This is a genomic window from Pseudomonas oryziphila (assembly GCF_003940825.1).
Lineage (GTDB): Bacteria > Pseudomonadota > Gammaproteobacteria > Pseudomonadales > Pseudomonadaceae > Aquipseudomonas > Aquipseudomonas sichuanensis.
In genome coordinates this window covers 4,545,461-4,567,608 of sequence record NZ_CP034338.1, presented here as the reverse complement: position 1 = coordinate 4,567,608, position 22,148 = coordinate 4,545,461, and the positions used below count along the sequence as shown (strand labels likewise).

General features: G+C 58.0%; 25 protein-coding genes. 2 read left to right on the top strand and 23 right to left on the bottom strand.

The window, feature by feature from the left end; genetic code table 11:
• Positions 1 to 699: a methyl-accepting chemotaxis protein gene (locus tag EJA05_RS21345; protein ID WP_125859748.1), complete on the bottom strand. Its 699-nt coding sequence runs from the start codon at positions 697 to 699 to the stop codon at positions 1 to 3.
• 396 nt (positions 700 to 1,095) lie between these two features.
• Between EJA05_RS21345 and EJA05_RS21340 the strand changes: the two genes are divergently transcribed.
• A complete protein-coding gene (locus tag EJA05_RS21340; RefSeq protein ID WP_125859746.1) occupies positions 1,096 to 1,683 on the top strand; it encodes a hypothetical protein in 588 nt (195 codons plus the stop codon).
• Positions 1,684 to 1,696: 13 nt separating this feature from the next.
• Here the strand turns inward: EJA05_RS21340 and EJA05_RS21335 are convergent, their stop codons facing one another.
• The 3 genes from EJA05_RS21335 to EJA05_RS21325 all read right to left on the bottom strand — a co-directional run bounded on the left by EJA05_RS21335 (position 1,697) and on the right by EJA05_RS21325 (position 4,644).
• Positions 1,697 to 2,974: a Y-family DNA polymerase gene (locus EJA05_RS21335; protein WP_125859744.1), complete on the bottom strand. Its 1,278-nt coding sequence runs from the start codon at positions 2,972 to 2,974 to the stop codon at positions 1,697 to 1,699.
• Positions 2,964 to 3,392 (bottom strand): LexA family protein, encoded by a 429-nt coding sequence (locus tag EJA05_RS21330; RefSeq protein ID WP_125859742.1) that lies wholly within the window; start codon positions 3,390 to 3,392, stop codon positions 2,964 to 2,966. The genes EJA05_RS21335 and EJA05_RS21330 overlap by 11 nt, the downstream gene beginning before the upstream one ends.
• Positions 3,393 to 3,666: 274 nt before the next feature.
• Positions 3,667 to 4,644, bottom strand: a complete 978-nt coding sequence (locus EJA05_RS21325; RefSeq protein WP_125859740.1) for a hypothetical protein — start codon at positions 4,642 to 4,644, stop codon at positions 3,667 to 3,669.
• 279 nt (positions 4,645 to 4,923) lie between these two features.
• Here EJA05_RS21325 and EJA05_RS21320 point away from each other — a divergent pair, with 279 nt between their 5' ends.
• Positions 4,924 to 5,835 carry a hypothetical protein gene (locus EJA05_RS21320; RefSeq protein ID WP_125859737.1) on the top strand — a complete coding sequence of 304 codons (912 nt, stop codon included), beginning with the start codon at positions 4,924 to 4,926 and terminating at the stop codon, positions 5,833 to 5,835.
• Between the two features lie 32 nt (positions 5,836 to 5,867).
• Here EJA05_RS21320 and EJA05_RS21315 read toward each other — a convergent pair whose 3' ends face one another.
• The 19 genes from EJA05_RS21315 to EJA05_RS21225 form a co-directional block, all read right to left on the bottom strand.
• Positions 5,868 to 8,117 (bottom strand): DEAD/DEAH box helicase, encoded by a 2,250-nt coding sequence (locus EJA05_RS21315; protein ID WP_125859735.1) that lies wholly within the window; start codon positions 8,115 to 8,117, stop codon positions 5,868 to 5,870.
• Positions 8,118 to 8,214: 97 nt separating this feature from the next.
• On the bottom strand, positions 8,215 to 9,654 hold the full coding sequence (locus tag EJA05_RS21310) for a DUF6094 domain-containing protein (protein WP_125859733.1): 1,440 nt from the start codon (positions 9,652 to 9,654) through the stop codon (positions 8,215 to 8,217).
• 28 nt (positions 9,655 to 9,682) lie between these two features.
• Complete coding sequence (locus EJA05_RS21305; RefSeq protein WP_407692082.1) at positions 9,683 to 10,285, bottom strand: hypothetical protein; 603 nt, start codon at positions 10,283 to 10,285, stop codon at positions 9,683 to 9,685.
• A gap of 65 nt (positions 10,286 to 10,350) precedes the next feature.
• The gene (locus tag EJA05_RS21300) at positions 10,351 to 10,605 is read right to left on the bottom strand and encodes a hypothetical protein (protein ID WP_125859731.1); all 255 of its coding nucleotides are present in this window, start codon (positions 10,603 to 10,605) and stop codon (positions 10,351 to 10,353) included.
• Between the two features lie 92 nt (positions 10,606 to 10,697).
• Positions 10,698 to 11,303 (bottom strand): DUF3275 family protein, encoded by a 606-nt coding sequence (locus EJA05_RS21295; protein WP_125859729.1) that lies wholly within the window; start codon positions 11,301 to 11,303, stop codon positions 10,698 to 10,700.
• 61 nt (positions 11,304 to 11,364) lie between these two features.
• Positions 11,365 to 11,775, bottom strand: a complete 411-nt coding sequence (locus EJA05_RS21290; protein ID WP_125859727.1) for a DUF5983 family protein — start codon at positions 11,773 to 11,775, stop codon at positions 11,365 to 11,367.
• Positions 11,776 to 11,844: 69 nt separating this feature from the next.
• The gene (locus EJA05_RS21285) at positions 11,845 to 12,165 is read right to left on the bottom strand and encodes a hypothetical protein (protein ID WP_125859725.1); all 321 of its coding nucleotides are present in this window, start codon (positions 12,163 to 12,165) and stop codon (positions 11,845 to 11,847) included.
• Positions 12,166 to 12,452: 287 nt separating this feature from the next.
• Positions 12,453 to 12,791: a hypothetical protein gene (locus EJA05_RS21280; RefSeq protein WP_125859723.1), complete on the bottom strand. Its 339-nt coding sequence runs from the start codon at positions 12,789 to 12,791 to the stop codon at positions 12,453 to 12,455.
• Between the two features lie 85 nt (positions 12,792 to 12,876).
• Complete coding sequence (locus EJA05_RS21275; RefSeq protein WP_125859721.1) at positions 12,877 to 13,089, bottom strand: hypothetical protein; 213 nt, start codon at positions 13,087 to 13,089, stop codon at positions 12,877 to 12,879.
• A gap of 77 nt (positions 13,090 to 13,166) precedes the next feature.
• Entirely contained in the window at positions 13,167 to 13,328 is a 162-nt protein-coding gene (locus EJA05_RS28290; protein WP_153786184.1) for a hypothetical protein, read from the bottom strand.
• Between the two features lie 51 nt (positions 13,329 to 13,379).
• Positions 13,380 to 13,988, bottom strand: coding sequence for an STY4534 family ICE replication protein (locus EJA05_RS21270; RefSeq protein WP_125859719.1), 609 nt, complete (start codon positions 13,986 to 13,988; stop codon positions 13,380 to 13,382).
• Between the two features lie 698 nt (positions 13,989 to 14,686).
• On the bottom strand, positions 14,687 to 15,037 hold the full coding sequence (locus EJA05_RS21265) for a hypothetical protein (protein ID WP_125859717.1): 351 nt from the start codon (positions 15,035 to 15,037) through the stop codon (positions 14,687 to 14,689).
• 895 nt (positions 15,038 to 15,932) lie between these two features.
• Positions 15,933 to 16,373, bottom strand: a complete 441-nt coding sequence (gene pilM / locus EJA05_RS21255; protein ID WP_125859716.1) for a type IV pilus biogenesis protein PilM — start codon at positions 16,371 to 16,373, stop codon at positions 15,933 to 15,935.
• A 24-nt stretch (positions 16,374 to 16,397) separates the two neighbouring features.
• Positions 16,398 to 16,706: a hypothetical protein gene (locus EJA05_RS21250; RefSeq protein ID WP_125859714.1), complete on the bottom strand. Its 309-nt coding sequence runs from the start codon at positions 16,704 to 16,706 to the stop codon at positions 16,398 to 16,400.
• Positions 16,707 to 16,735: 29 nt separating this feature from the next.
• Positions 16,736 to 17,956 carry a shufflon system plasmid conjugative transfer pilus tip adhesin PilV gene (gene pilV, locus EJA05_RS21245; protein ID WP_125859712.1) on the bottom strand — a complete coding sequence of 407 codons (1,221 nt, stop codon included), beginning with the start codon at positions 17,954 to 17,956 and terminating at the stop codon, positions 16,736 to 16,738.
• Entirely contained in the window at positions 17,946 to 18,890 is a 945-nt protein-coding gene (locus EJA05_RS21240; RefSeq protein ID WP_125859710.1) for an ATPase, T2SS/T4P/T4SS family, read from the bottom strand. Before EJA05_RS21240 ends, pilV begins: the two co-directional genes overlap by 11 nt.
• Positions 18,891 to 18,901: 11 nt before the next feature.
• On the bottom strand, positions 18,902 to 19,417 hold the full coding sequence (locus EJA05_RS21235; protein ID WP_125859708.1) for a type 4 pilus major pilin: 516 nt from the start codon (positions 19,415 to 19,417) through the stop codon (positions 18,902 to 18,904).
• 22 nt (positions 19,418 to 19,439) lie between these two features.
• Positions 19,440 to 20,606, bottom strand: a complete 1,167-nt coding sequence (locus tag EJA05_RS21230) for a type II secretion system F family protein (RefSeq protein WP_125859706.1) — start codon at positions 20,604 to 20,606, stop codon at positions 19,440 to 19,442.
• Positions 20,599 to 22,137: a GspE/PulE family protein gene (locus EJA05_RS21225; protein ID WP_125859704.1), complete on the bottom strand. Its 1,539-nt coding sequence runs from the start codon at positions 22,135 to 22,137 to the stop codon at positions 20,599 to 20,601. The genes EJA05_RS21230 and EJA05_RS21225 overlap by 8 nt, the downstream gene beginning before the upstream one ends.
• Between the last annotated feature and the right edge of the window lie 11 nt (positions 22,138 to 22,148).

The following is a 22,148-nucleotide window of genomic DNA, read 5'->3' as shown; positions in this document are numbered from 1 at the left end:
TCATGGCTGAATGCTGAGGGTTCGGGTTGTGCCGCCGGCGTCGAAGGTCGCGGTTCGCTCATCCACAGCCTTGAGCCGCCAGGTGCTCCCGCTGACCACCTCGCCCGGACGGACCAGGTCTATCTGGCTCAGTCGTGTGCTACCTGTAGGAGCAACCGACAGGAAGCGTTCGCCGCCTCGGTATTCGAGCCCCAGCATCTGGAAGGGCGGTGGCTCTTGTGGGGTAGGTGGGGCCTTAACCGGTAGGGGCTTCGGCTTGGCTTTCGGAGGGGCGGTTTTTTGAACTGGAGCAGTTGCCTGACCCTGGGGCTTGCTCATTTTCTGCAGCTTGCCGCCAAGCGACTCGAGATCCGCTTTGAGAACCAGGAGATCACCTGCACTCGCGGATGAGCGGCTGGCTTCGACCGCGATGTCCTGGGCCTGTTTGGCCGTTGCCTGCACAGCATCGATGCGGTTAACGAGCACCTGCTGGCTTACACGGAAGTCCTCCATGGTGACCAGGGGGATGCCTGACACTGTGTCGAGCCGATCATCAATAGCGCTCACCCGATTCTGGAGTGCATCGATGGATGTCTGCTCTGCTGCTGCATTTAGGGCGTTTGACAGAGTCGAAAGCTGGTACTGCTGGAGCGCGATGATCGCGCCCAGGATGAACAGTCCTGCAGCATGGGGTAGGTACTTTCGGGTCGGCAGTTTCATGGGTGTCCTCTCGAAGCCGAGTACACCCTCGCGCAACCCTCATCCTGTTTCAGCAGAAAATACTTAGCCCGATTGTGTGGAATTTCTTGATCGATGCTGAAGGGGCAACCCTCGGCTGGCGAGCGCCGCGACTGAAAACCCACTTTTTGAAGACCAGCCCGCTCTGCGACCGCCGTGCACTCAGGAAGAGCGTGCTGGATAAACGGCTTCTTCGGCTGACGGCCAGTGAACGAATGCCCGAATGTTTAGGACCAGCCATCTGTGGGTTACACTGGATTCACTTTCCAGCAGGCAAAAAAACCGCCTTTAGGGGGGCGGTTTTTGTGCAATCCAGTCGGGTCCGCCAGGGCGGGGCTTTTTGCTTTCAGGCGATATTGACTGCTTGTGGAGAATGATATGGAAGACGATTACGAAGGCTGGCTCGCGTCACGACCAACGCTCGTAGAAGACAGGAGCCACCCCAATCACTGGCAGAACCGAGCCTCTGACTTGTTAGCCTCCGCAGGTGCGCTTTGGCACGCGATGGGATCGCAGGACGCAGCAATCGCTCAGGCGCTTGGCTACAGAAGTGGTTACAGCATGAAGGTGGCCTGCTGGCCGGTATATCACATGCTGTGTGGGCTCTCCTTGGAACTCATCATGAAAGCAGTACTGGTCCAGCGTGCCACACCACAGAAGGAAGTGGAGACTCACGTTCTGCACAGGCTTCATCGAATGCTTGACCTCGACCTGGACGAGGAGCGAAAGCAGATTCTTGATTTCTACGAAGCGTCAGTGATGTGGGCAGGGCGCTATCCCACCCCCCGCAATCCCACAGATGAGAAACTACTGAATTACTATGATCTCGCGAGCAAGGTTCTTACAAAGCCGGCGCCGATAGATTCTCCCGGCACGCTGAAATTCAGGGTGTCCAGTAATACTACCGATTGGGACCAGTTTTCGAGCCTATGGGGTGAATATGCAATCCTATTCACCCATACCTGAGGTTGTGTTCTGTTCACTTACAGTGAACTCGCCACAACTGATCGATTCTGGTTGTAAACGACTGGCTCATGAGCTCTCGGCGCATACCCCAGTCGGGATTACGGGGGACGGTGGCGGATCTCAGCGTGCCTCTGCCGTACCGCTGGTTCACTCCATCCATCACCGCCATCAGCCTGGCACAGGCAGCCGGCTGCGTAGCGGTGAACAGATCATCTGTGAACTCGCCAGGTTGGCGTAGGTCGAGGAGCAACACCTCGGCCTTGCTGTAGCGGTAGCCTGACTGGTAGACCTGCTCTACAGCCTCGGTTGCGGCCCGCGTTAACAGTAGAGTGTCGTTCGTGGGGTATGGCAGCTCTACCAGGGCACCCTTGGCAAAATGGGCTTCGTTCGGGTTGAACATCCCAGTACGGATCGCCACTCGCATGCGCTTGCAAACCGAACCCTGGGCACGCAGCTTTTCGGCGGCTCGCTCCGTGTAGGTGGCCACCGCCTGTTTAATCGGTGTCAGTTCTGTCAGCCGCTTGCCGAACATGCGACTGCAGCAGATTTCCTGCTTGGGCGGGTCAGCTTCGTCGAGGCCGAGGCACGGAATGCCGGCAAGCTCGCGCGCGGTCTTCTCCACCACCACGCTGAACTTTTCACGAAGCATCCGTGCGTCAGCCTTGGCCAGGTCCATTGCCATGCGGATACCCATGGTCTCGAGGTGTGCAGTCATCCGTCTACCGATGCCCCAGACCTCTTTTACCTCAGTGTTTCGCAGCACCCAGTCGCGCTTGAAGTCGTCAGTAATATCGACGACACCACCGGTCTGCTCCTGCAAGCGTTTTGCTGTGTGGTTGGCGAGCTTGGCCAGGGTCTTGGTGCGGGCGATGCCCACCCCCACCGGGATGCCGGTGCAGCGCAGCACCCGGGCGCGGATATCGCGGCCAAACTGGGTGAGGTTGCCCGGGATGCCGGTGAGATCGGCAAAGCATTCGTCGATCGAGTAGACCTCGGTCGCCGGCACCATCGACTCGATCAGCGACATAACCCGCTCACTCATGTCGCCGTACAGCGCGTAGTTCGAGGAGAACGCTACGATGCCGTGACGACGTAGTTTTTCCCGGCATTGGAAGTACGGTTCGCCCATTTTCACGAACGGTTTTGCGTCGTACGACCGGGCGATCACACACCCGTCGTTGTTGCTCAGCACGACGATGGGCGTGCGCGCCAAATCCGGCCGGAACACTCGCTCGCAGCTGGCGTAGAAGCTGTTGCAGTCGATCAGCGCATACACCTGATCACTGGGCATGATCGCGCACGCTGTAGCGAACCACACCCCAGATGACCAGGTCATCGCCCTCCATGACGTGGCGCGGTGGGTAGGCGGGATTCTCCGACTGCAGGATCAACACACCGTTGCGCCGGTAAAGCCGCTTGCAGACGGGCTCGGTGTTGATCGCGGCGATCACGATGTCGCCATGCTCGGCCTCATTGCTGCGATCTACGATGAGAAGATCACCCGAGAAGATGCCTGCGCCCTGCATGCTGTCGCCCTCGACCTGCACCAGGTAAACGTGAGGGGCGCGTAGCTCGAACAGCTCGTCGAGCGAGATGTGGCGTTCCAGGTGATCCGCTGCCGGCGATGGGAAGCCTGCCGGTACGCGGAACGAATATACGGGTAGTAGTGCAGGGCCGCCGCTGGGCGTACCGAGGAAAGTGATGTTCATCCGGATCTGTCCGAAGATTGCTGTATATTCATACAGTAAACTGTGAGATTGGTCCTACGTCAATGCGGTGCGATAGGCTGCTGTCCGGCGAGAGCTAGCTTTGGGCTTGGGGTGATCAATGGCCGTGCCCCTAAGCCGCTCAAAACCATCCTCGATCCGCTCCGAGGTCACTCGCAACTCATTGGGCACAGACGGACATGACCGTGGCTTGAGGAGTAAAATCTACAAATTGGCCGCCCAAAGGTGATCGTTAATTTTCGAACTGTGTTCGATGCTACTCCGCGTGGTCTTCAAAATACTTTCGCCGCTCAGGCCACTCATATTTCATTTCCCATCCCAGCACGAATATTGGTGCTTGAACTTGGTCGCACCGCCAGCGTGGTGCGGTTGTCGTGTTAAAGATGCTCCTGTCATCTGTACGGCTGGTCCAGCGCTGGAATATGCCCTGTCCGTACTGACTTTCTAAGAGAATGTGGATGGCGGATATTGCGTCAAGAAGGTGCTCGAGGTTGGCACTTTGGATGTTGTCGCTTCGGTTGTGTTTGACTGCATTGTAGGCGTTATACCAAGGCAATGTTTGAGTCGGTGATTTCTTGCACCATGAGGCGAATGGCTGAAATATTTTAAGGTCTCGATACGAGTTTAGTATTGTTTTGTACTCTCCGAGACCAAGGATTTCCTTGCATTTTATATAGTCATTGGTGCTGTATCTATCCTTCCTTGCATAGCCGTTGTCCGTTAGCATCTTTAGAAGTAGGTGCTCTACCTCTGTACAAGACAGAATCAAAAGCTCTCGAATTTTGTGTCCATACACGTTGAGGTTGTGTGCGGTCGGCTCTATGTAGTTGAACAGAGTGTCAAGACCTTCTTGGATAGTCCTGTAAGCTCTTATGTCTTGCTGAAATTCATTGGATACGTAATTGAAATGAATCTTTTCTCTAGCGATTCGTGGGTAATAAGCTCCCGGATTCTTGATTGCGTGCATTTCCACGATTTCAATATCTATAGTCTCTGCATGCCGTATGAGGTAGTAGCGGATCGCATCTGTGGTAATTTCAGCGGTGTCGCCATTTTTCTGAACAGCCTGACTGTATTCGGACCATGCTTGCCAGCTATTGGCTTCGCTAATTACGTGGAGTGAACCCTGTTGTCGAAGACTTAGATAGACGTGATTTCCGTCTTTTTGGAAGAATCCTAAATCGCCGGCGGCATTGCGAAAAGAAACTAGTTGCACCATCTTGAGATCGCTCACGGAAAGTCTTCAGTTGATCTTAGTCAGGTTGAGGCCGGGGAGCAAACGGTCCTCACTTGTGGTAACACATCGATGCTTTGGAGGCTTGAGTTATTTGAGGAAGCGAGCGTCCGCTGACCTACACAACTGAGACAGGGGCGCGCTCTGCGTCATCTCCACCGGCAATTCTCACCCGGGGTGCTGCCTCGACTGGAGCCTGGACGGGGTAGACTGACCATAGGTATCATTCTGATATCATAAATGTCCGCCCATCCGCCCCATGGCAACATTGAGGTAACTATGAAGTTGTACCACTTTACATCGGCAGCACTTGCCAAAGCAGTGTTGTCAGATAATTTGTCTAAAGGTCATTTGGACTTGCATACTGGGGATATTCTCCAGGGAGTTGTATGGTTTACAACTCTTCCGTTCCCAGAGGGCACTGGCGTCCCTATGGAAACAAGAAAATTGAGCGAGAGGGAAGTGGCGAAGGCTACGAAGGTAGAGGGCGAGCTGCGCAATGATATGACTGGGGATAAATCTAAAATCCGGTTGTCTGTGGAGGCGAGTAGTCTGACGCCCTTTAATCTTGTAAATGAAGAGGTCTCCGGCCTAATTTCATTTGTGGAGTGGTGCGAGTTAATTGGGGCCCCGAAAGAATGGGTTCGGTATATTGGACTGTCTGCTCTTCATGATCTTGACGCGTTGTCAGATGAGGAGCTTAGTAAGCTTCTCGGTGACAAAAATAGCTCTGAAGAGGACTCGTGGTATATCCATTTCGGCCCTATAGAGTCGCGCAATATTTCTGCGGTAGATTTTAAGGCTGATAGCGATTATATTCCTTACGATTTCGATCTGCATGGCCGAGAGGCTATGTCCGATCTGGGGATAGAATGCATCGACAACGAGGCTCATCAACGGCTGCTGGAAATTGTGAAGCCAGCGCACCAGCATGAGGTCGTCCATGCCGCTGTGATTTGTAGGGATCCGTCTGAAATTAAGCTGGTATTTGTTCGCGGTCTTGGGAATACTTGTTTCTTTAATATTGAGAGCAAGAAGGCTGTTGCAATGCTAAAAGACGACCCTGACTACCCTCTGGGAGAGGTTGCTGCATGGGTCGAAGAAAATAACCACGAAATAATGCGCTGCTGGAACAACGCTGTGGAAAACTACTACAGGTTCTATCCAGACAAGCGAGTTGCCGTACACTAGAAGTTAAGAGGCCACCGAAAGGTGGCCTTTTGTTATGCAGCAATAAGTTGTCGCGCAAGTGTCATCTCGACTGAATCACCGTCCTGGTTCAACGAGTCCAGCCCGGAATCAGGCACATCGCCCGAAGTGCTCTGCGCCACTGCGATCTTCTTGGCCATCAGCTGCAGGCAGGTGATCTGCGAGCTGCCGGCGTAGCCGAAGAAAACCACGCGGACCGGGTGTTTCTGCCCGATCCTCCATGACCGCCGCGCGGCTTGCTGTAGGGTGTACACGTTGTACCCCGTCTGCAGGAACGCGATGGTTGGGAAGTCCAGCAGGTCCAGCCCGGTCTTAACCAGCTCCGGGTTGGTCAGCAGCACATCGACACCGCGGTCGACCTGGTCGAGGATCCAGTCCTCGCGCCGAGCCGTTTCAACCGTGGCCCGCAGTACCGCGACGCGAAGGCCTGCCTGCTCGAGGACCTTCTTCAGCCTGGACGTGGTGTCGCGCGTCCCGCTGTAGACGGTATATGCAAGGACCTTGCGGCCTTTCGCTTTCTCTTCGAGGCACAGGTTCAGCAGGGCCTGCTCCTTGGGCATCAGTTCATGGTCGCCGAAGAGCGCCGGCACAAAGGCCAGTGTGTCTCGGGTGCGCGGATGTTTGACCATCTCCGATCGGAAGCAGCAGTCCGGCCAGGCCAGTAGCACATTGAGCACCACTCCCAGAAGGGTGGTGTCTCTCCGGGCCAGGGCCTGGCGGAGCTCAGCGGTCAACGTGGCCGCCAAGCGCTGGTAGGCCGAGGCCTGTTCCGGCGCCATGGGCACGTCGATGAACTCCTCCTGGTAGCTGGGCAGCACGTTGCCACCGATATCCTTGAGCTTCAGGAACACGGTGAATGGCAGCACGAACCGGTGGATGCCTTTAGGGCCGAAGCCGGGGGCCTTCACGGTGCGTACCGACAGCTTCTTGCCCTTGGCGGTCTTGTGAGAATCGCCATCGCGCTCGGTGTAGATGTCCTTGAGGACTCCGTGATCGCGCATGAACGACATGGCTGCAGGAGCCATACTGCCGCGTGCGTTGGGTCGGTAGCCGTCCTCGATCATGCGCTGGGTGAGGATGCGGAACAGGAGGTAGAACAGGTCGTCGGCGTAGCCACCCATCAAGGTCCCGGTGAGGAGCACGGTTTTACGCGCCTTCGCGGCCAACACCCCCATGGCCTGGCCCTGGGCCGACCCGCTGTTCTTATACTCATGCCCCTCGTCGACAACCAGCAGGTCGAAGAAGCCATCGGGTAGGTAGCGCTTGATGAACTCTGTCGGCTGGTAGCCGCCTTCGCCGAATCCGAACTCGATGTTGGCCATCGCCCGCTCCATGCGCTTTGCCTGGCGGTCACTGAAGACGAAGTCACCTTTCGCGTCCATCAGGTTGATGAACTCAGAAACGTTGTCGACCAGCATCGAGGCGAGGAAGTCCTCGCCGAAGTCGTTCAGCAGCCGTTCCGCCCGAACCGGGCCGATCGTCGGTATCCGGCACATCGATTTAAGGATTGTCGAGCGGCGGTCGCCACCATCGGCCTTGCCTGGGCGCATAAGTGTCCAGAGGGCAGCGTTACAGACGGTGCAGTTACGACGGCGATCACCGCGCTCGAACTCGTCCACGGTGACCAGGTTGCCTTCCAGGTCCTCGAGGACCTGGCCACAATCTGGACATGCCGCCAGCAGTTGGCCACCTGCAGTACGCCGCTTCCAGCAGGCGAGTCGCCAGTGGAAACCCATCCGCATCCTGACGCGGCCGAGGATGAAGAACTCCGGCCGGCCGTCATAGGTTTGCCCCGACTGGTCACGCAGCTTAAGCAGCTTGACCAACGTGTCGGGGCCGTTGAGCACCCAGACGCGGGCGCCTGGCGTGGTCTCCAGGATCTCGCGCCGCCACTTGTAGACCAGGTGGGGTGGTGAGATGACGAGGGTTCGACGGTAACCTGCCGCGTGGAGCACGGCAGCGACTGCGATGGCCATCATCGTCTTCCCGGTACCCATCTCGGCGTTGATGATCGCAGCTTGCTCGTTGCGATCGAGCAGAAGCGACGTGATGGCTTGGACAACCTCAGCTTGCGCCACGAATGGCGTGCGCTTGAGACTTGCCATCACGGCCTGGCGCTGTTCGTTAATGCTGCCGGTATAGACCGGAGGGTTGGAGCGGTTGAGTGACTCCAGGAGCTCGTCGCCGAACTCGTCGATGAAATCGGTCAGGTTGATGTTCAGTGGGGAGTTGGCCGAGGCGGCCGATTGGGTCAGTGCGTTCATGTGCATCTCCTGCAGGGAAAGCAGGGCATGCACAAACCCCGGCGGGTATGGGCATACCCTGCGGGTCGGTGTGGGGTTGTCGCCGTTGCGGCGTGGGTCAGTAGTCGCTGGGAAGCAGCAGGGTGGTGGAGCTGCGGTCGGCTTCGGTGATGATCCAGAGCCTGGACTCGTCGCCGGCGTCGATGTCGTAGCCTGAGAACAAACGGTCTCCGTGGGTAAGCGCAAGCTGATTGGAGGCTCGATCGTCATCGCATAGCTCACCCCAGTCGCCAACTAGATGGCGTTTCAGGGCGGGAGTAGGGTTGAGCTGCCCGGTTTCGGCCAGATGGCTGACAGCGGCGCTCATCCTGATCTGCCCCGGGTTGAACAGTGACGTTGCAACTGGCTCATCAGCTGCAGGCGCTTCGTCGATGCTCGCCGGCGAGGAGCTGATGGTCAGCACCTGGCCGTGGTTCACCGAGGAGGGCGTCATTTCCCAGGCGCGGATGATCGGGATGAAGCGATCTGTGAGGATCCTGACTTCTGAGACGTTGCCCTTCTCGTCCTCGGTGAATTCGGTCTTGCGCACCTTGTCCTTGTAGGTATCACCCTTCACGACCAAGACCCGCCCCGACTTCGAACGTACAACACCAGAAATTGCGCCGGCGGCCAGGGCCAGTGCGAGGTGCCAACGAGAAAGCTCGCGGACAGGGGCTCGGGGTTGAAGGCCGGCTTGCCCGAAGTGCAAGTTGAAGTCGGGCCAGAGACCTCGCAACCGCAGAATCTCGGCGGCGAATTGCTCCGGCTCCAGGGTAATGCGATAGAAGTGCTCCAGATCGCTAGCAACTGACGGGACGAGGTACGGCTCCCATGGCCAGATGGCCGGGATCTCCTCGGCCTGCTCCTGCCCGGCGCCGATCGCCTGCAGACGAGCCCTCACCTGGTTGGTGGAAGCCCGGGCCAGGTCCTGTCGGCGTACACGGATGCCGAAGATCACCACCTGTTTGAAGGTGGGGTCTGCAGCACCGTACACGCGTAGGACGGCGAAGTGATTGCTCAGCCATCCAGTCAACTCGTCATCCAGCACGTAGTGAGGGACGATGAGCACCATCACGCCGCCGTACTGCAGAAGCGGGAGGCAGCGCTGATAAAAGGCTTTCTCCAGGCGCCGGCGGCCGCTGCCTTGGTACTGGGATGCACCGGAGTGATCCGCGACCAGGTCACCGTAGGGTGGGTTGAGCCATAGCAAGCCGAACGACTGGCGGCTGATCAAGGTGTCGAACAGGTCGCTGTGCAGCACCCGATCGAGCAGACCACGCGCGTGATCCGCGCGTTCGCGATCGTACTCGACGGCGAACGCTTGGACCTGGTCGCGGCCCAGGAAGTGAGCCGCTTCAGCAAGGGCAACACCCTCACCGGCACAGGGGTCGCAGATCCTCATCCTGCCCGAAGCCGCGGGAGTGAGTACCTGCAGCGTGCGTTCAAGCGTGATTTCATCGGTGGGGTAGTAGCCGTTGCGGGCAAAGTTGCGCGCCAGGCGCGGAAACATGAGGGCCATAGGGCGTCCTTTGAGTTGGTGGATGAGCTCAGGCAGGCGCCTGAGCTTCAGTGGTGAGTACGCCCTGGCGAATCAGCTCTCCGAGAGCAGGCTCGAGTACCTCGAGCTTCATGGCGAGTCGCCAGGCGCAGACATTGCCGATCGCTCCAGGGAGGGCGATCAGCATCTGGTGCTGGGTGAGGACTTCCATCACGGGCTCGCGCCAGTGGGAGAGAAGGGGAAGCGGGCAGGTCTCGATCACCAGCGGCCAGAGCCGATGGTGTGGGGCTTCATTGCGCTCCAGGAGGGCGAAGGCGAAGTGATTGGCTTGGTCGGGCAACGAGGCGCGTCGATCGAACAGCCAGAGGTGCAACATGCTGCCGAACAAAGTCCCGCGGAACTGCCGTGTGGTGCGCTTTTCCAGCTGGTCCTGGTTGGGGAAGACGGGGATGCTCCGCCCGTCGACGAGAATGTGAAACTGCTCGAGGCCGTTATCTTCCCGGCCAAGCGTGAGCCTGGCCAGAAACTCCTGGAGTGCGGTATCACGGCCCCAGGCCGACATGAACACCAGGTTGCGCTGCTCGTCGCACACGCAGGCGTCGACGTACAGGTCTGGGCATTCCTCGATCTGGAACAGGGGGGATGGGTGCATGATGGCCTCCATTGTGGAGGCGTCCGTCCCAGAGGGCGGAAACGCCCCCCGGGGTGGTCTGGTGATTAGTTGAAGGTCTTGGCAACTGGATCGAAAGCCACACTGTCTTGTTGGTGCAGCGGCCCGTGACCCTCGAGGAATATTTGGATTCGGTACTGGTCGCGGAGACGTATAGCAGCCTCAGCCTGGTCCAGTGTGAGTTCCAACTCTTCGATGAAGAAGTCGACGAGCTCCTCGTCAGTCGACACTTCGTTGTTGGACAGCTGGTCCTCGATGTTGGCGAGGGTTTGTTTGCTCAAGTTGCTGAACATGGCGTTCATGGTGGTGCTCCAGGTAGAAAAATGGAGCCCCCGAGGAGGCCCCTCAGGGTGTGTGGTTCAGGTTGACTGCTGCCGTGGCTTGACTGGTCGCTCTAAGGCGAGGCCCTGGTCCAGGTTTGAGTTTTGAAGTCCATGGTGAAACCGAGCTGGTCCAGCCGCGTGCATTGGGCGCGCAGCCGTTGTCGGTCTACGGTGGTGTCGAGCCTCACGGTTTCGCTCAATGGCCACACCGTGCCAAACAGCTCGGCATCGATGTCGTTGGTGTTCGGTGGCACCGGTGGACTCATCCCGAAGGGCTCATCCGAGGCGAAGGCATCAGTTTGGGGCTGTCGCGCCGGCGTACTTGATATCCGACGTGGCGGTACCGGTGAGGATGGTGGCCCGTCCTCTTCAAGAGGGTCAGGGACGTTTGTTGGCAGGTGTTCTTCGTCCTCGCGACTGAGACCTGTGACATCCTCCAGGGTCATGCCCTCAAGTTCAGCCCTGATCTCAACAACGAGTCGACCGCCGTGCGAGTAGTACGAGGGTCGAATCTGCTTGATCGCGAAGTCACCTCGGTATTTACCCTCTTGGTACTGATCCAGGAGAGCATCCTTGATGGTGAACTCACCGATCGAGGTACTGAGGCGGCCGACATTGAAGAGCCCAAGTCGGCCGGAGATGGTGCGGATGGCCAGCTGGCCGGTGATGGAGATCATGTGCGCTCCCCGTAAAGCATGGGGAACACCTGCGGGTGTTCCCCGCGAGGGTGGAAGGTGATCAGCAGTCGAAAAGAGGCAGACCGTTGAGAACGTTGCTATTGGGGTCGATGACCAGGAACCTCACGTCAGCCTGAGCGGCAAGAGTGAGCACTCGAATGGTTTCCTCGCTGAAGCCCTCGGCGGCTTGCAGAGCTTGAAGTGTCGATAGGTCGTACCCCCAGTGCTGTCCCAGATGTTGGTCGGTCCAGGGCGCGCTGAGAATTTTGAAGCCGATGGCGTCACTGTCGGGCAGCGTGAAGCACTCGAAGTGAAGCAACGCTGTATCAGCATCCTCGGCGAGTGATTGCAGGTCCGCCCAGTCTTCCTCGGGAAGGTGCGCTGAGGCGATCTCGAAAGCTCGGCTGCAGCAGGGATGGGGTTGAGGGTAATCGCCGGCAGCGATGTGGAAGGGGTTGGGTAATTGTGCCATGTGGCATGCTCCTGGTTGAGAGACGCCACCCCAGAGGGTGACCCCTCTGGGTGAGTAAAAATGGCTGTGTCAGGCGGGAGCTGCAGCGGGCTGCAGCTGGATCTGGATGTAGGCAGGCTCGTTCTCGGGTGTGACGACTTGCAAAGCGAGAGCAACCCAGTCACGGTCGCGGCCAGTGTGGCGCTTCGTGTACACGCCGAAGGACAGAGCAGTGGCCTGAGGCTGCTGCTTGAGCTCCTGCCACGCCGTCTGAACGACAGTGGCAAGGCGTTGGCTCATCTCGGCTACCCGCATGGGGTTCTCGAGATAGACAGCCCGCATCCAAGCCGGGTTGTCCAGGACTACTGGGAGGGTGAGGTATGCCTCGCTCGAGGCGGAAGATAAGGACATGTGAGGTCTCCAGATAGACGAGGCCTCGTCCGCGAGGATGAGATCCCCGCAGGTAGGTAATGTAGAGGGCACTCCATCACTTGGTGATGCGATCGCGCTACCGAGTGCTCGGCGATCTTGGGTGGGTTGGCGCAACGCGCTGGAGCCTTAAACCCTGGCTCCGGGAGGCACTGTCAACGACAGTGAACCAATTCAGAATTCGTTGGCCTGGCGGCCGGGCCTTACTTAGCTGGTGCTCCTCCTGAAGGGCGAACCCTTCAGGCTGGAGGAGAGTGGTGGGGAGCCGCTTAGAACGGAATGCCTTCTGCAATCCGCTGTTGATCGGCAGCAGCAGCCGCTACCAGCGCCGCGCAGTAGTCCTTGCTGTTGAGCTTGTAGCCTTTCCGTTCCGCTTCACGCCTGAACAACTCATCGTGGGGGAACGAGAAACTTGCGGCTTTTGCTTGCAACTCGGTCAAGGTGTGGACGTACCGGTACCGATTGGCGGGATACGGGACGGTTGTCACGATGGTTATGATCATCTCCGCGAATAGCCGCTCGAGGACGTCGATCCGGAGAAAGGCGCGCGGGATGAGAGGGTGAGTGACGAACAGAACGCCGTGGAAAACTTGGGTCGCGTTGGACATGGTGATTCTCCGTTGAGGGGTCACCAACCCGCTCGGGTGATGTACCCGATAAGGTTTATAAGCTCAGCCGAATGGTGTTCGGCTGTTACAGTTCGATGGCATATGTCTGATCGATGGTTACAGCGATGCCGTCTGTGAGTGTGTCACGTAGTTCCCAGGCTAATACTCGGGCTTTATTCTCATTCAGCCACACAAACGCTGAAAGGACTGACGAGAAATGAACAGAGCCTTCCAGGTCGGGGAACTCAAGAGGTACGTAGAGGAGTTCGAAGTTACGCTCGAAGTTTAGAAGAAGCATGATGTCTCTCCATTGAAGGACATCAGCTCCCGCAGGGGATCGGTGTCCCCAGTCGGGTTGGAAGCAATTTGTTGTGATCAGTGGGTCAGCGCAACGTTGACCGAAGTGGTCTTGCGTTTGTTGGTCACGTACAGCCCGAAACCGCTCAGGCCGATGAGGGCGCATGCACCGAATACGATGTCGCCCAGGACGAGGGCGGCGATGAGGAGCAGCAGGTTCAGAACGAACAGGGTTTTCATGTTTGCCTCCTGGCAAAGAGCAAAAGCGCCCAGAGGGCGCTTTGAGGGGGGTTAAGCAGCCTGGTTGGCTTGTCCAGGAAGATCGTGACCGAGATCGGAGAGATCTTGGTCAGCGAACTGAGCAGCGTCAGCTTGGACTTGATCAGCGACCTGAACAGCGTCAGGTTGAACCTGGTCAGCGAATTGAACCGCATCAGGTTGAGCTTGATCAACAAGCGTGGTTGCAGCTGGTACGGTTTGGTCACTGACTTGGGCGGCGTCACCTTTCGGCTTGGCCTCGTAAACCAGTTTTTTGTCCACTTTGATCCAGCCGATGAAAAGAAGACGACCTTTGAGGCTAGCGCCGCTTTGGCCCTTCTTCTCGCCATTTTCGTAGGTAAACGCATCAGCCCAGATGTCGCCGATTCGGAAGGAAACCAGCACCTTCTTCTTGGCTTCGACGGCCTTCTGGCAGCGTTGAACCAGCAATTCTGCCTCGGCACCGACGATGTTGCAGTCGATGTACGAATACTCGGCTTTATCTGTCGAGCCGTGCAAAGCGGCAATGGTGACGCAGGTGAAGGGTTTTCCCTTGCGGGGAGTGACAGTGCGGATACGGTTGAGATAGCCGATGCCAGTGGTGTGCAGGTCGAAGAATTTTTCGTTGGATTGGTTGCTCATGGTGATTCTCCATCTTCAATAGCGAAAGCGGAGAAACACTTCGCCCATGGGGGAAAGTATTCCCCGCGTGGGTTGGGATGCAGCAAGTTGGGTAGGCTTCCATCAATCGAGAGATTGATCAATCGCGCTTCCGGAAGCTGGGCGATTTTGGGGAGATCAACACCGCAATGGGTGTAGCAGTCTTTCAGATCATGACTGCTCGGGCTTGGGTTACTGACAACGTCAGCAGCTCACGGTGACAAGGATGGAAACGGAGAAAGGTATTGTCAAGCCCTGGAAGAAAAAACCCTCCAGCAGGAGGGTTAAGGAGGGAAAATCGATGATCAATGTGCGCGAAGAATCTTCTGGCACCGACGTTTGATGTTAGGCCAATCAGCCCATACAGCCATGCCGCCGCAGATGAAAAGCAGGGCAGTGAGCATGAGGATGCCGAATGTGGTTTGGCTCATGTCATTCCTCCGGGGTGAGGTAGATGCCTGTGATCCAGATTACAACACCTACCACGAGGGCGAAAGCTGTCAGGAGACGGCTAGTGCTGAGGAAGATACCTACGAGGGCGGCGGCGACGGCAGTCGTCCCGATCTTGCGAAGGTCGTCCGCTACAGCGGCGCGTTTTTTTGATGCCATGGCGTTCCTTCAATCGCCAGGCCCTCACCTTGCCAGGTGGGGTGCCTGGCACGGGGTGAGGTGGGAGAAGGTTAGATCGATGCGATCGGAGCTATGAGCTCATCCAGCGGACCCATTCGCAGCGGTGCTTTGAGCGTGGGCTGCTTGGGCTGACGGGTGCGGCGCTTGGCCGGTGGTACCGGCTTGGTGTTGGCGTCGAACCACTGGTTCAGATCAGCGCCACGGCGAACAAACGTCGGGATCCGTGAGAGCTCATCCCAGTCATTGCGGGTGGGAGCTATGCTCGCAAACCGAACTGCAGGCTGGGCCTGAGCGGGGACAGAGGGAGATGGGCGTTTCAAGGCGCGCAGGAACTCTCGGGTGAGGGTGCCGAGCGCGTAGCCAAAACGAAAGCCGGTCGAAGGTGCGGACAGTGCGGTCATGGTGTTTCTCCTGCGATTATGAAATGCGGAGAAACACTGGCCCTGTCGGGGAAGTGGATTCCCCGCTGGGTTTGCGGAATGAGCTTCTATCGACGGAGGTCGATCGGTCGTGCTACCAGAAGCTAAACGACCTTGGGCTTGGCGGATCGCACAAACGGCGTGCTGCAGCATTACGGATCCGAGCTGCATGGGCATGTTGCTGACAACGTCAGCAGATCACGGCCTAATCATCGGAGCGGGGGGGGAGTTGTGTCAAGCGGGAGGGGGGATGGAAAGGAGATGGGGGAGGGAGAAAGCCGGCGAAAGCAGCGGTCTAAAGCCGCTTCCGCCGTGTTTTGAAAAAAAGTTGAAGGAGCCACCTGTGTCGAAATCGTCGATCCCTGGGCATTGATCGTCTCGATTTTCATCACCCGGCCATTCTCGTGGCTTGGCCAGCAAACATGAGGCACGCATCCGCGCACAAAAGGAGCCCGGCTTGTCGCCGGCGGGCCACCGGCAGGGGGGAGAGTACCCATTGGGTAGCCTGATGGACCTGCGACAAGTCCATCAGGCTACCCAAAGGGAGGGAAAAGAGAGGGGTCACATTACCAGGTGACCCTTGGAGCAAAGAAGCACCGAACCTCTTGAAACTCTATGTGCCTGTGGACTCGATCATCACGAGTTAGACGGCTGCGCGACTAGAGAGAGCAGGGAGACACAGGGAGAGTATTCAACCAGATCCGCACGCCCTTCCCGGAGCTATAGCGTGCTTACGGTTTGGTATTGAGGCGAACCACAACACCTGGGCGCTACTGATGACCGTCAGTAGCCAGCGGGGTTAAACCGAATACTGATGTCATTATGGGTCGTAGCAGGGCCGGGATGCAAGGCTCGCGGGTATTTTAGAGCGGCGGGGTCAGTAGACCGCAATGACCGCGCCTTCGGGCACCGGGGCTGGAATCGGGATGGCCATGTCCCCCCCTTTCGGTGAGTACAGATGGCCAGATCGTTTCACACCAACGGTCGTGGACTCGGTTCGCGCGGTCAGTGCAGCGGGCAAGCCAGCGGGGATCGGGCCGGTGATGTAGGTGTAGGACACCCCCGACGCAACATAGGCGGTGATCCCGCTCTGTTTGCTGTACCAGTCTGGCAGACTCAGGGCAGTCTCCGGAGGAACGCCAACAAAGCCGGGATTGGCCCACGCATACTCCGCTGCGGCCGAGCGATAGACCAACATGCTTCGACTGATCGCGTCGAGGGTGGCTTGCTCGGATACTGACTGTTCGTTGTACTGCGCCTGGGAAAAGAGTGCAGAAGCGCCGAGTAGCATCACCAGCACTAACCAATAAATATACATTTCGTCGGGCTCTGCGCAGTGGTCTTATAAATTGGCCCAGAGGCTCACAGCGATGGTCGCGACTGCCCCTAGAATCAAAATGTAGGCGACCATCTTTTTGACATTAAATGCCTGGTGGGGGTTGATAAGGCTGTTTGACTCAACTGCATGCAGCAAGTAGATGTCATTTTTGATGTGGGTGAATCGGTATGTGTAGTCGCCAACCTCAAAGACGGTTTCGCCTTTAAGTGCAGCCGGCCAAAGTTTGGTGCTGCAAATTCTGCTGCGTGCAGAGAACCAGGTCACCAGTTCGTCGAGGGTGTACTGCGTATTGTTTTCTAAATGGTCTTTCATTCGTGTTAGCCCCAATAGTTTTTGGTGTCTTATCGTTGGCACTGCCAGTAGAAGAGGCCTGCCCAAGACAAACGCGAAGTGATCAAGTACCAACCGTTTGATTGACGGATGACGCGGCCTACCTCGTCCTGGCCCACGGCATTTGCACCTGATAAGTTGCAGGTTACCCACGACAAATCGGCGAGGTAGCACTGGGTCGATGCCCAGCCACCAGGTGATTGACAGGACCCAGTTATATATTCCGGAAACTTAGCTTTGGCCGCTGTCCATTTATAGTTTTCGCAGGAAAGGAGCATTCCGGTTGTGGTCTTCGCCATGAGAGTCAGGTCGGTGCAAGCACCTCCTTCCGCACCTCGGCCACCGATTGAAAGGTATTCGTTGGTTGTCAGTCTTCCGGTGGAAGAGATGGTTCCGGGAGAAAAGAGCTTGCCAGCAGTGAGCCCCTTGTCGTTATAAACACGAACCCAATCTGCATCGGACTGATAAAGGCCGCCGCCCCATTTTTCGTTGATCCAGCCTGTATCATTCTGGCTCTTGAACCAACCATCTTTGCTAGTGATGTCTTTCGTGGCAGTGATGTTGCGCGCGTTGTTAATATCATTCCCGCCCATGTCGATGTCGGTGTTCATCCGGTTGTATTCCGGATGACCTGGCACCGCATTGCGGTAGAGGTAATCATTGGCCAGGTCACCGTCCATGAGGAACAGCGCGCTCGCGGTGTGGCCCGGCCCCGGGTTGATGCCGTAGTTGCTCAGGGCGACCTCCCAACCTCCACGTACACCCTGGATCACTCCGGGATTGAACACGGAAACGAAGCCACCCGGGGCGCCGAGGTGCTCAGCGATCGTTCGAATTCCGAGTTCGGGAATGACCTGCCCACCGGTTGTGACCGCGATTGCCTCCAGCTGGTTGGCGCTCAGGCGCCTGGCCAGGCCAACAACGGTCTGGCCGAAGCCATTGGTTGAGCTGAAGCCTGCCGGCAGATATTTGGTGTTCTGGAGCATGTCGACGGTGACCTGGACCGGTGTGGTCGGACCGGCGTTGGTGAGCACTACGGCGTAGTTGTCCTTCAGGTACTTTGAGAAGGCGTCGGCGACGGTCCTTTGGTGTTCGGCAGCGATCCGGTAGTCCTGCTGGTTGCCGTAGCTGATCATCCACCAGCCTGCGAGGGAGAGCAGGATGGCCAACGCGATCAGGCCGAACAGCGCGTCAATGGTGAAAAAGCCAGCTTGCCCGCGTTTACTGGCCATGCCAGAGACTCCTGTTCGATTGGGTGACGATGTCTTGCTCGATCATCTGAAGGTGCCCGCTGCGGATCTTTTCGCGGATGGATGGAGCGTCATCCTGGGTGAGCAGCAGGGTCTGGAGTGTGAGCCGCGGCTGGGCGTGATCCGGGCGCAGGAGGGTTTGGTGAATCACCGCCGTGAGCCCCTGTGAGAGCACCTCCATGGCATTCGGCATGATGGGCTCAGCGAGCACAGCCAGACGCTGGATGGCGCTTCCGATGCCGCCGCCGTGACCTGTGGAGAAGATGAGATGGCCGTTGATCGAGGCCTTAATGACTTCAGCGGCGGTGGCGGTGTCCCTCACCTCGCCGACCAGGATGAGATCGGCGCGGGTACGGAGCGCGCGTATCAGCGTTTCTGAGTAGCCGCCCTGGACGCGGGAAACCGGCAGCTGGATGCAGCGCCCAGCGCCATGTTCGCCCTGCAGTAGCGTTTCTGGCGGATCCTCTACCGTCAGGCCAAGGCCGCCGCGTGATGTCAGGCGTGCCTTGACTGCTGAGGCTGCACTGCTGGTCTTGCCGGTGCCCATCTCACCGACGAAGTACACCAACCCCCTGGTTTCTTCTGCGAGCAAGCACTCGTAGATATGGTCCGGCAACCCAAGATCCTCGAGAGGGATGATGGTCGCTCTGGAGCGGTTCAGAACAAAAAATGGCTTGGTGAAGACATCGAGGATGTACGTCACACGCAGGAGCACGCGCTCCTCCAACACCAGGGCGAACTCGGGCTCGCGTGTCGTCTCGAACTGATGCAGACAGCGTGCTCTGAGCTCCTCGATTTCGGTCAGCCATTCATGTGGGACGGCGGCTTTTCTGGGCTGGCCGGCCAGCCCCTTCACATCGGCAAAGTCGTGGCCAAGGTAGAGGTCCACGAAGTCAGCATCGGCAATCAAGCTCACACCGGCAGCCTTTAGTAGGTGGTCCAGGAAATCGAGTTCATGTCGTTGGAGCAGCTTGTTGTAGCGGAGGCGGGAAGTACCTCGCCGCTGGTTGCCGATCCACCGTTGATCGAGGTAGTGGTCTGCTTGTCTTTAGCGATCTTCGTCGTCAGCGTGATGCAGGAGGCCTTGGGCACATTGGATTCGGTGAGGGTGAAGGTCATGCCGTTGCTCACCAGGGTGACAGCACCGTTCCATTGGTTTGTCAGGGTGTTGCCCGAGACGCCCATGGAGCCGGTGCCGTCAATTGCGATCAGCGAAGGGACGAGGTTGGTCCCCGAAGAGCCGTAGCCAGTCGACCCCTTGAGCTTTTTGGCGTTGGTGATGATGGTCGTGATGTTGCTCTGCTCGACAGCGGCATCAGAGCTGCCGAGCATCTTGTAGCCGATCCAGGCGATGAAGCCCAAAGCGATGGTGATGAGCATGATCCACATCACGCCATCGATGGACAAAAAGCCGCGTTGGTTTTTAGGAGTAGAGAGTGTCATGGGTTGCCTCTGGGCTGAGTGCTTAGTGTTGGATGGAGTCCATCAGGCCGATGGCGAGCTGGAAGATGCCGACCATCACGAAGATCATGAGCAGGCCCATGATCACTGCGGATAGCGCTGTAAGTGACTTGGAGGCCGTTTCCACGCGCTTGAGCATCTGCTCGAGCCACCGGTTGGCGAAGCGCTCCATCGAGACGGCAAAGCTTTGGCGGGTGGCCAAGACCTGCAGGAAGTGAATGGCCATGGGGTCGGGGAACTGATGCCCGGCTAACTTGAGCGCGGTCCCGAAGTCCTTACCCGAACTGACGCCGTAGTTAATGGCGTCGATCCTCTCCCGAAGCCAGGGAGATGCGCTGCGGCTGAGAATGCTGAGGGCGTTCAGTTGGCCCACGCCGGCGCGGAGCATCACAGACATGTTCAGCAAGAAAATCGAGCCGTGGAGGACCTTGTAAATCGACCACGGGGGGATGCCTTCGAGCCGCATCCTCATAGTCTGCAGAAAGAGGCTGAGCTGGGTTTTCCATACCGGGCTATTCGGTCGTACCTGCAACCCACAGAAGTAGGGAAGAGTCACGAATGACACCACGACCAGGGTCAGCACGACAGCGACGATCAGCAGTCCGTAGTGCGTGACCAGGTTGGATAGCGCGTACAGGATGCCGGGGATGCCGGTCCACAACTCGGGGTCTTGGCGCTGAGCCATAGACGGCACCATCCAGGTTGCGATCACGTACAGCAGCGCCCCCATCAGGCTCCAGGTGATAGAGGGAAGCGCTACGACGGAAATGACTAGGCGGGCAATGCGTTGGCGCGCCTCGATGAGCCGGACACAATCACGGAACGCGTCTGTCAGGTTGCCGGTCTTCTCGCCGGTTTCGACCAGCGAGGCTTCGTCGTAAGGCAGGTGGCTCCGGCAGGCATCGGCTAGGGATTTACCACCGCGCACGAGCATGGCCACCTGACTGCAAATGACCGACACGGGATGCATTGTCTTGCCGTCGTTGCTGAACGCCTTGGCGACGGTTTCCAGTGCTACTTCGATCGCGATTCCGTCCTCGATCACGCCCATGAGGCTCTCGTAGAACTGGATCCGCTCGTTCTTCCCAAATTGCTTGGCATAAAAGGTCACCTCCCAGCCCTGGGCGGCCTCCCGAACGCCTGTCCAGAAGTCTCGGAGCAGCTCAAGCATCGCTTTGCTCCATTAGCTGCTTGTCGAAGTCGAGTGGACCGGCGAAGAGCTCGGCATCGCGCGGGTCCACCGCTCCCTCGGTGATCTTCATGATTGCGTGGGTGATCTTGGTGATGCCGCCCATCTCGTTGACCCAGTACCTGCGTGCCGCGCTTGCACCGCGTTTGCTGAACGTATCCATGAGCCTTACGTTGGTCAGCAGTGTCTCGGCGATGACGGTCCGATCGACCACGCCGAGGTTCTTGCAGTGGTTGCAGCCGTCACCGATCAGGTTGACCTGGTCGACGATCTGCAGTTGCTCCAGCCGGGCCAACAGATCGCTGCTGATGCCGTGGGTATGTTCCTTCAGCGGGATGCGGCAAGCGGGGCAGAGAACTGGCACTAACGACTGGTTCACGATGCCCGTAGTCAGCAGCGGGTCGGTGACCAGGTAATCAGCAACGCCCATATCGATCAGGCGTTGAATGGAAGCGATCGCGTTGTTGGTGTGCAGGGTTGACCAGCTCTGGTGACCGGTCATGGCACCGGTATATGCAGCCTGTGCCGACGCCAGGTCGCGCAGCTCGCCGTACATGAGGACATCGGGGTCAAGCCGTACTGCGTTGGTAATGCCATCCCCCCAGGTCTCACCGGCGTAGATAGGCGACTGGTTGGCTTTAAGCGGATACTCCGGAGGATGCTCGAGCGTAAGGATGTGCCTGGAACCCCCGGTCTCGTCATACAGCGCGTTGAGGTTGACCTGTAGGGTCTTCGATTTACCGGAACCTGTCGGGCCGGTGATGAGGTTCAGCCCGTAAGGAAAGCTGCGCAGCCTTCTGAAATGCTCGACCTGCTGAGGTAGGAACCCCAGCTCTTCGAAGCTTTGCTTGGACGTGTCGTCGTACAGCAGGCGCATGACCATGAGAGGCCCGTCAACGAGCGGTCGCGTTGCTACTCGAGCCCCATACAGGCCCAGCTGGTCGACGAACTTGCGACTAACACGGGCGTCCTGTGCGATGTGCGGTTGGTAGTAGTCGCCAGAGACATCGCACATGCTGTTGTACAGCGCCGCGCAGAATTCCCGCCCCACGTCGCTCTTCTCTTGGCGGACCTCCTGCAGGACACCGAATAACCGGTACTTGATGCGGGTTACATCGTGCGAAACGACGATGTGAATATCACTTGCACCGCGGCGGTGGGCGTCACCCATGAACTCCACGACCTGAGCTTGGCGCTGAGTCTCGACCAGTGCTTTCATGCCCGTGGTCGCTGAGGCCTGATACAGCGCCTTGATCTCGGTCATAGAGGCCGAGACGACCTGAAATTCGATGCCCTTGTGTTCCAGCTGGTCCAAGAAGGACATGACGTAATGATCGCTGACGTGCTGTGGAGAGACGTGCACCTTCCCATCGGCGGTCATGGCCAGGATCTGGCGCAGATCATCCTTGATTGGATGTGGGCCTCCTGGCGCGGTCAATACCGCTGCTGGCAATGCTGCCAGGGGGGATTCGGTGGGTTCGAGGCCCTCGGGCGCAATGGAAATATCGTTCATGGTCGACGCTC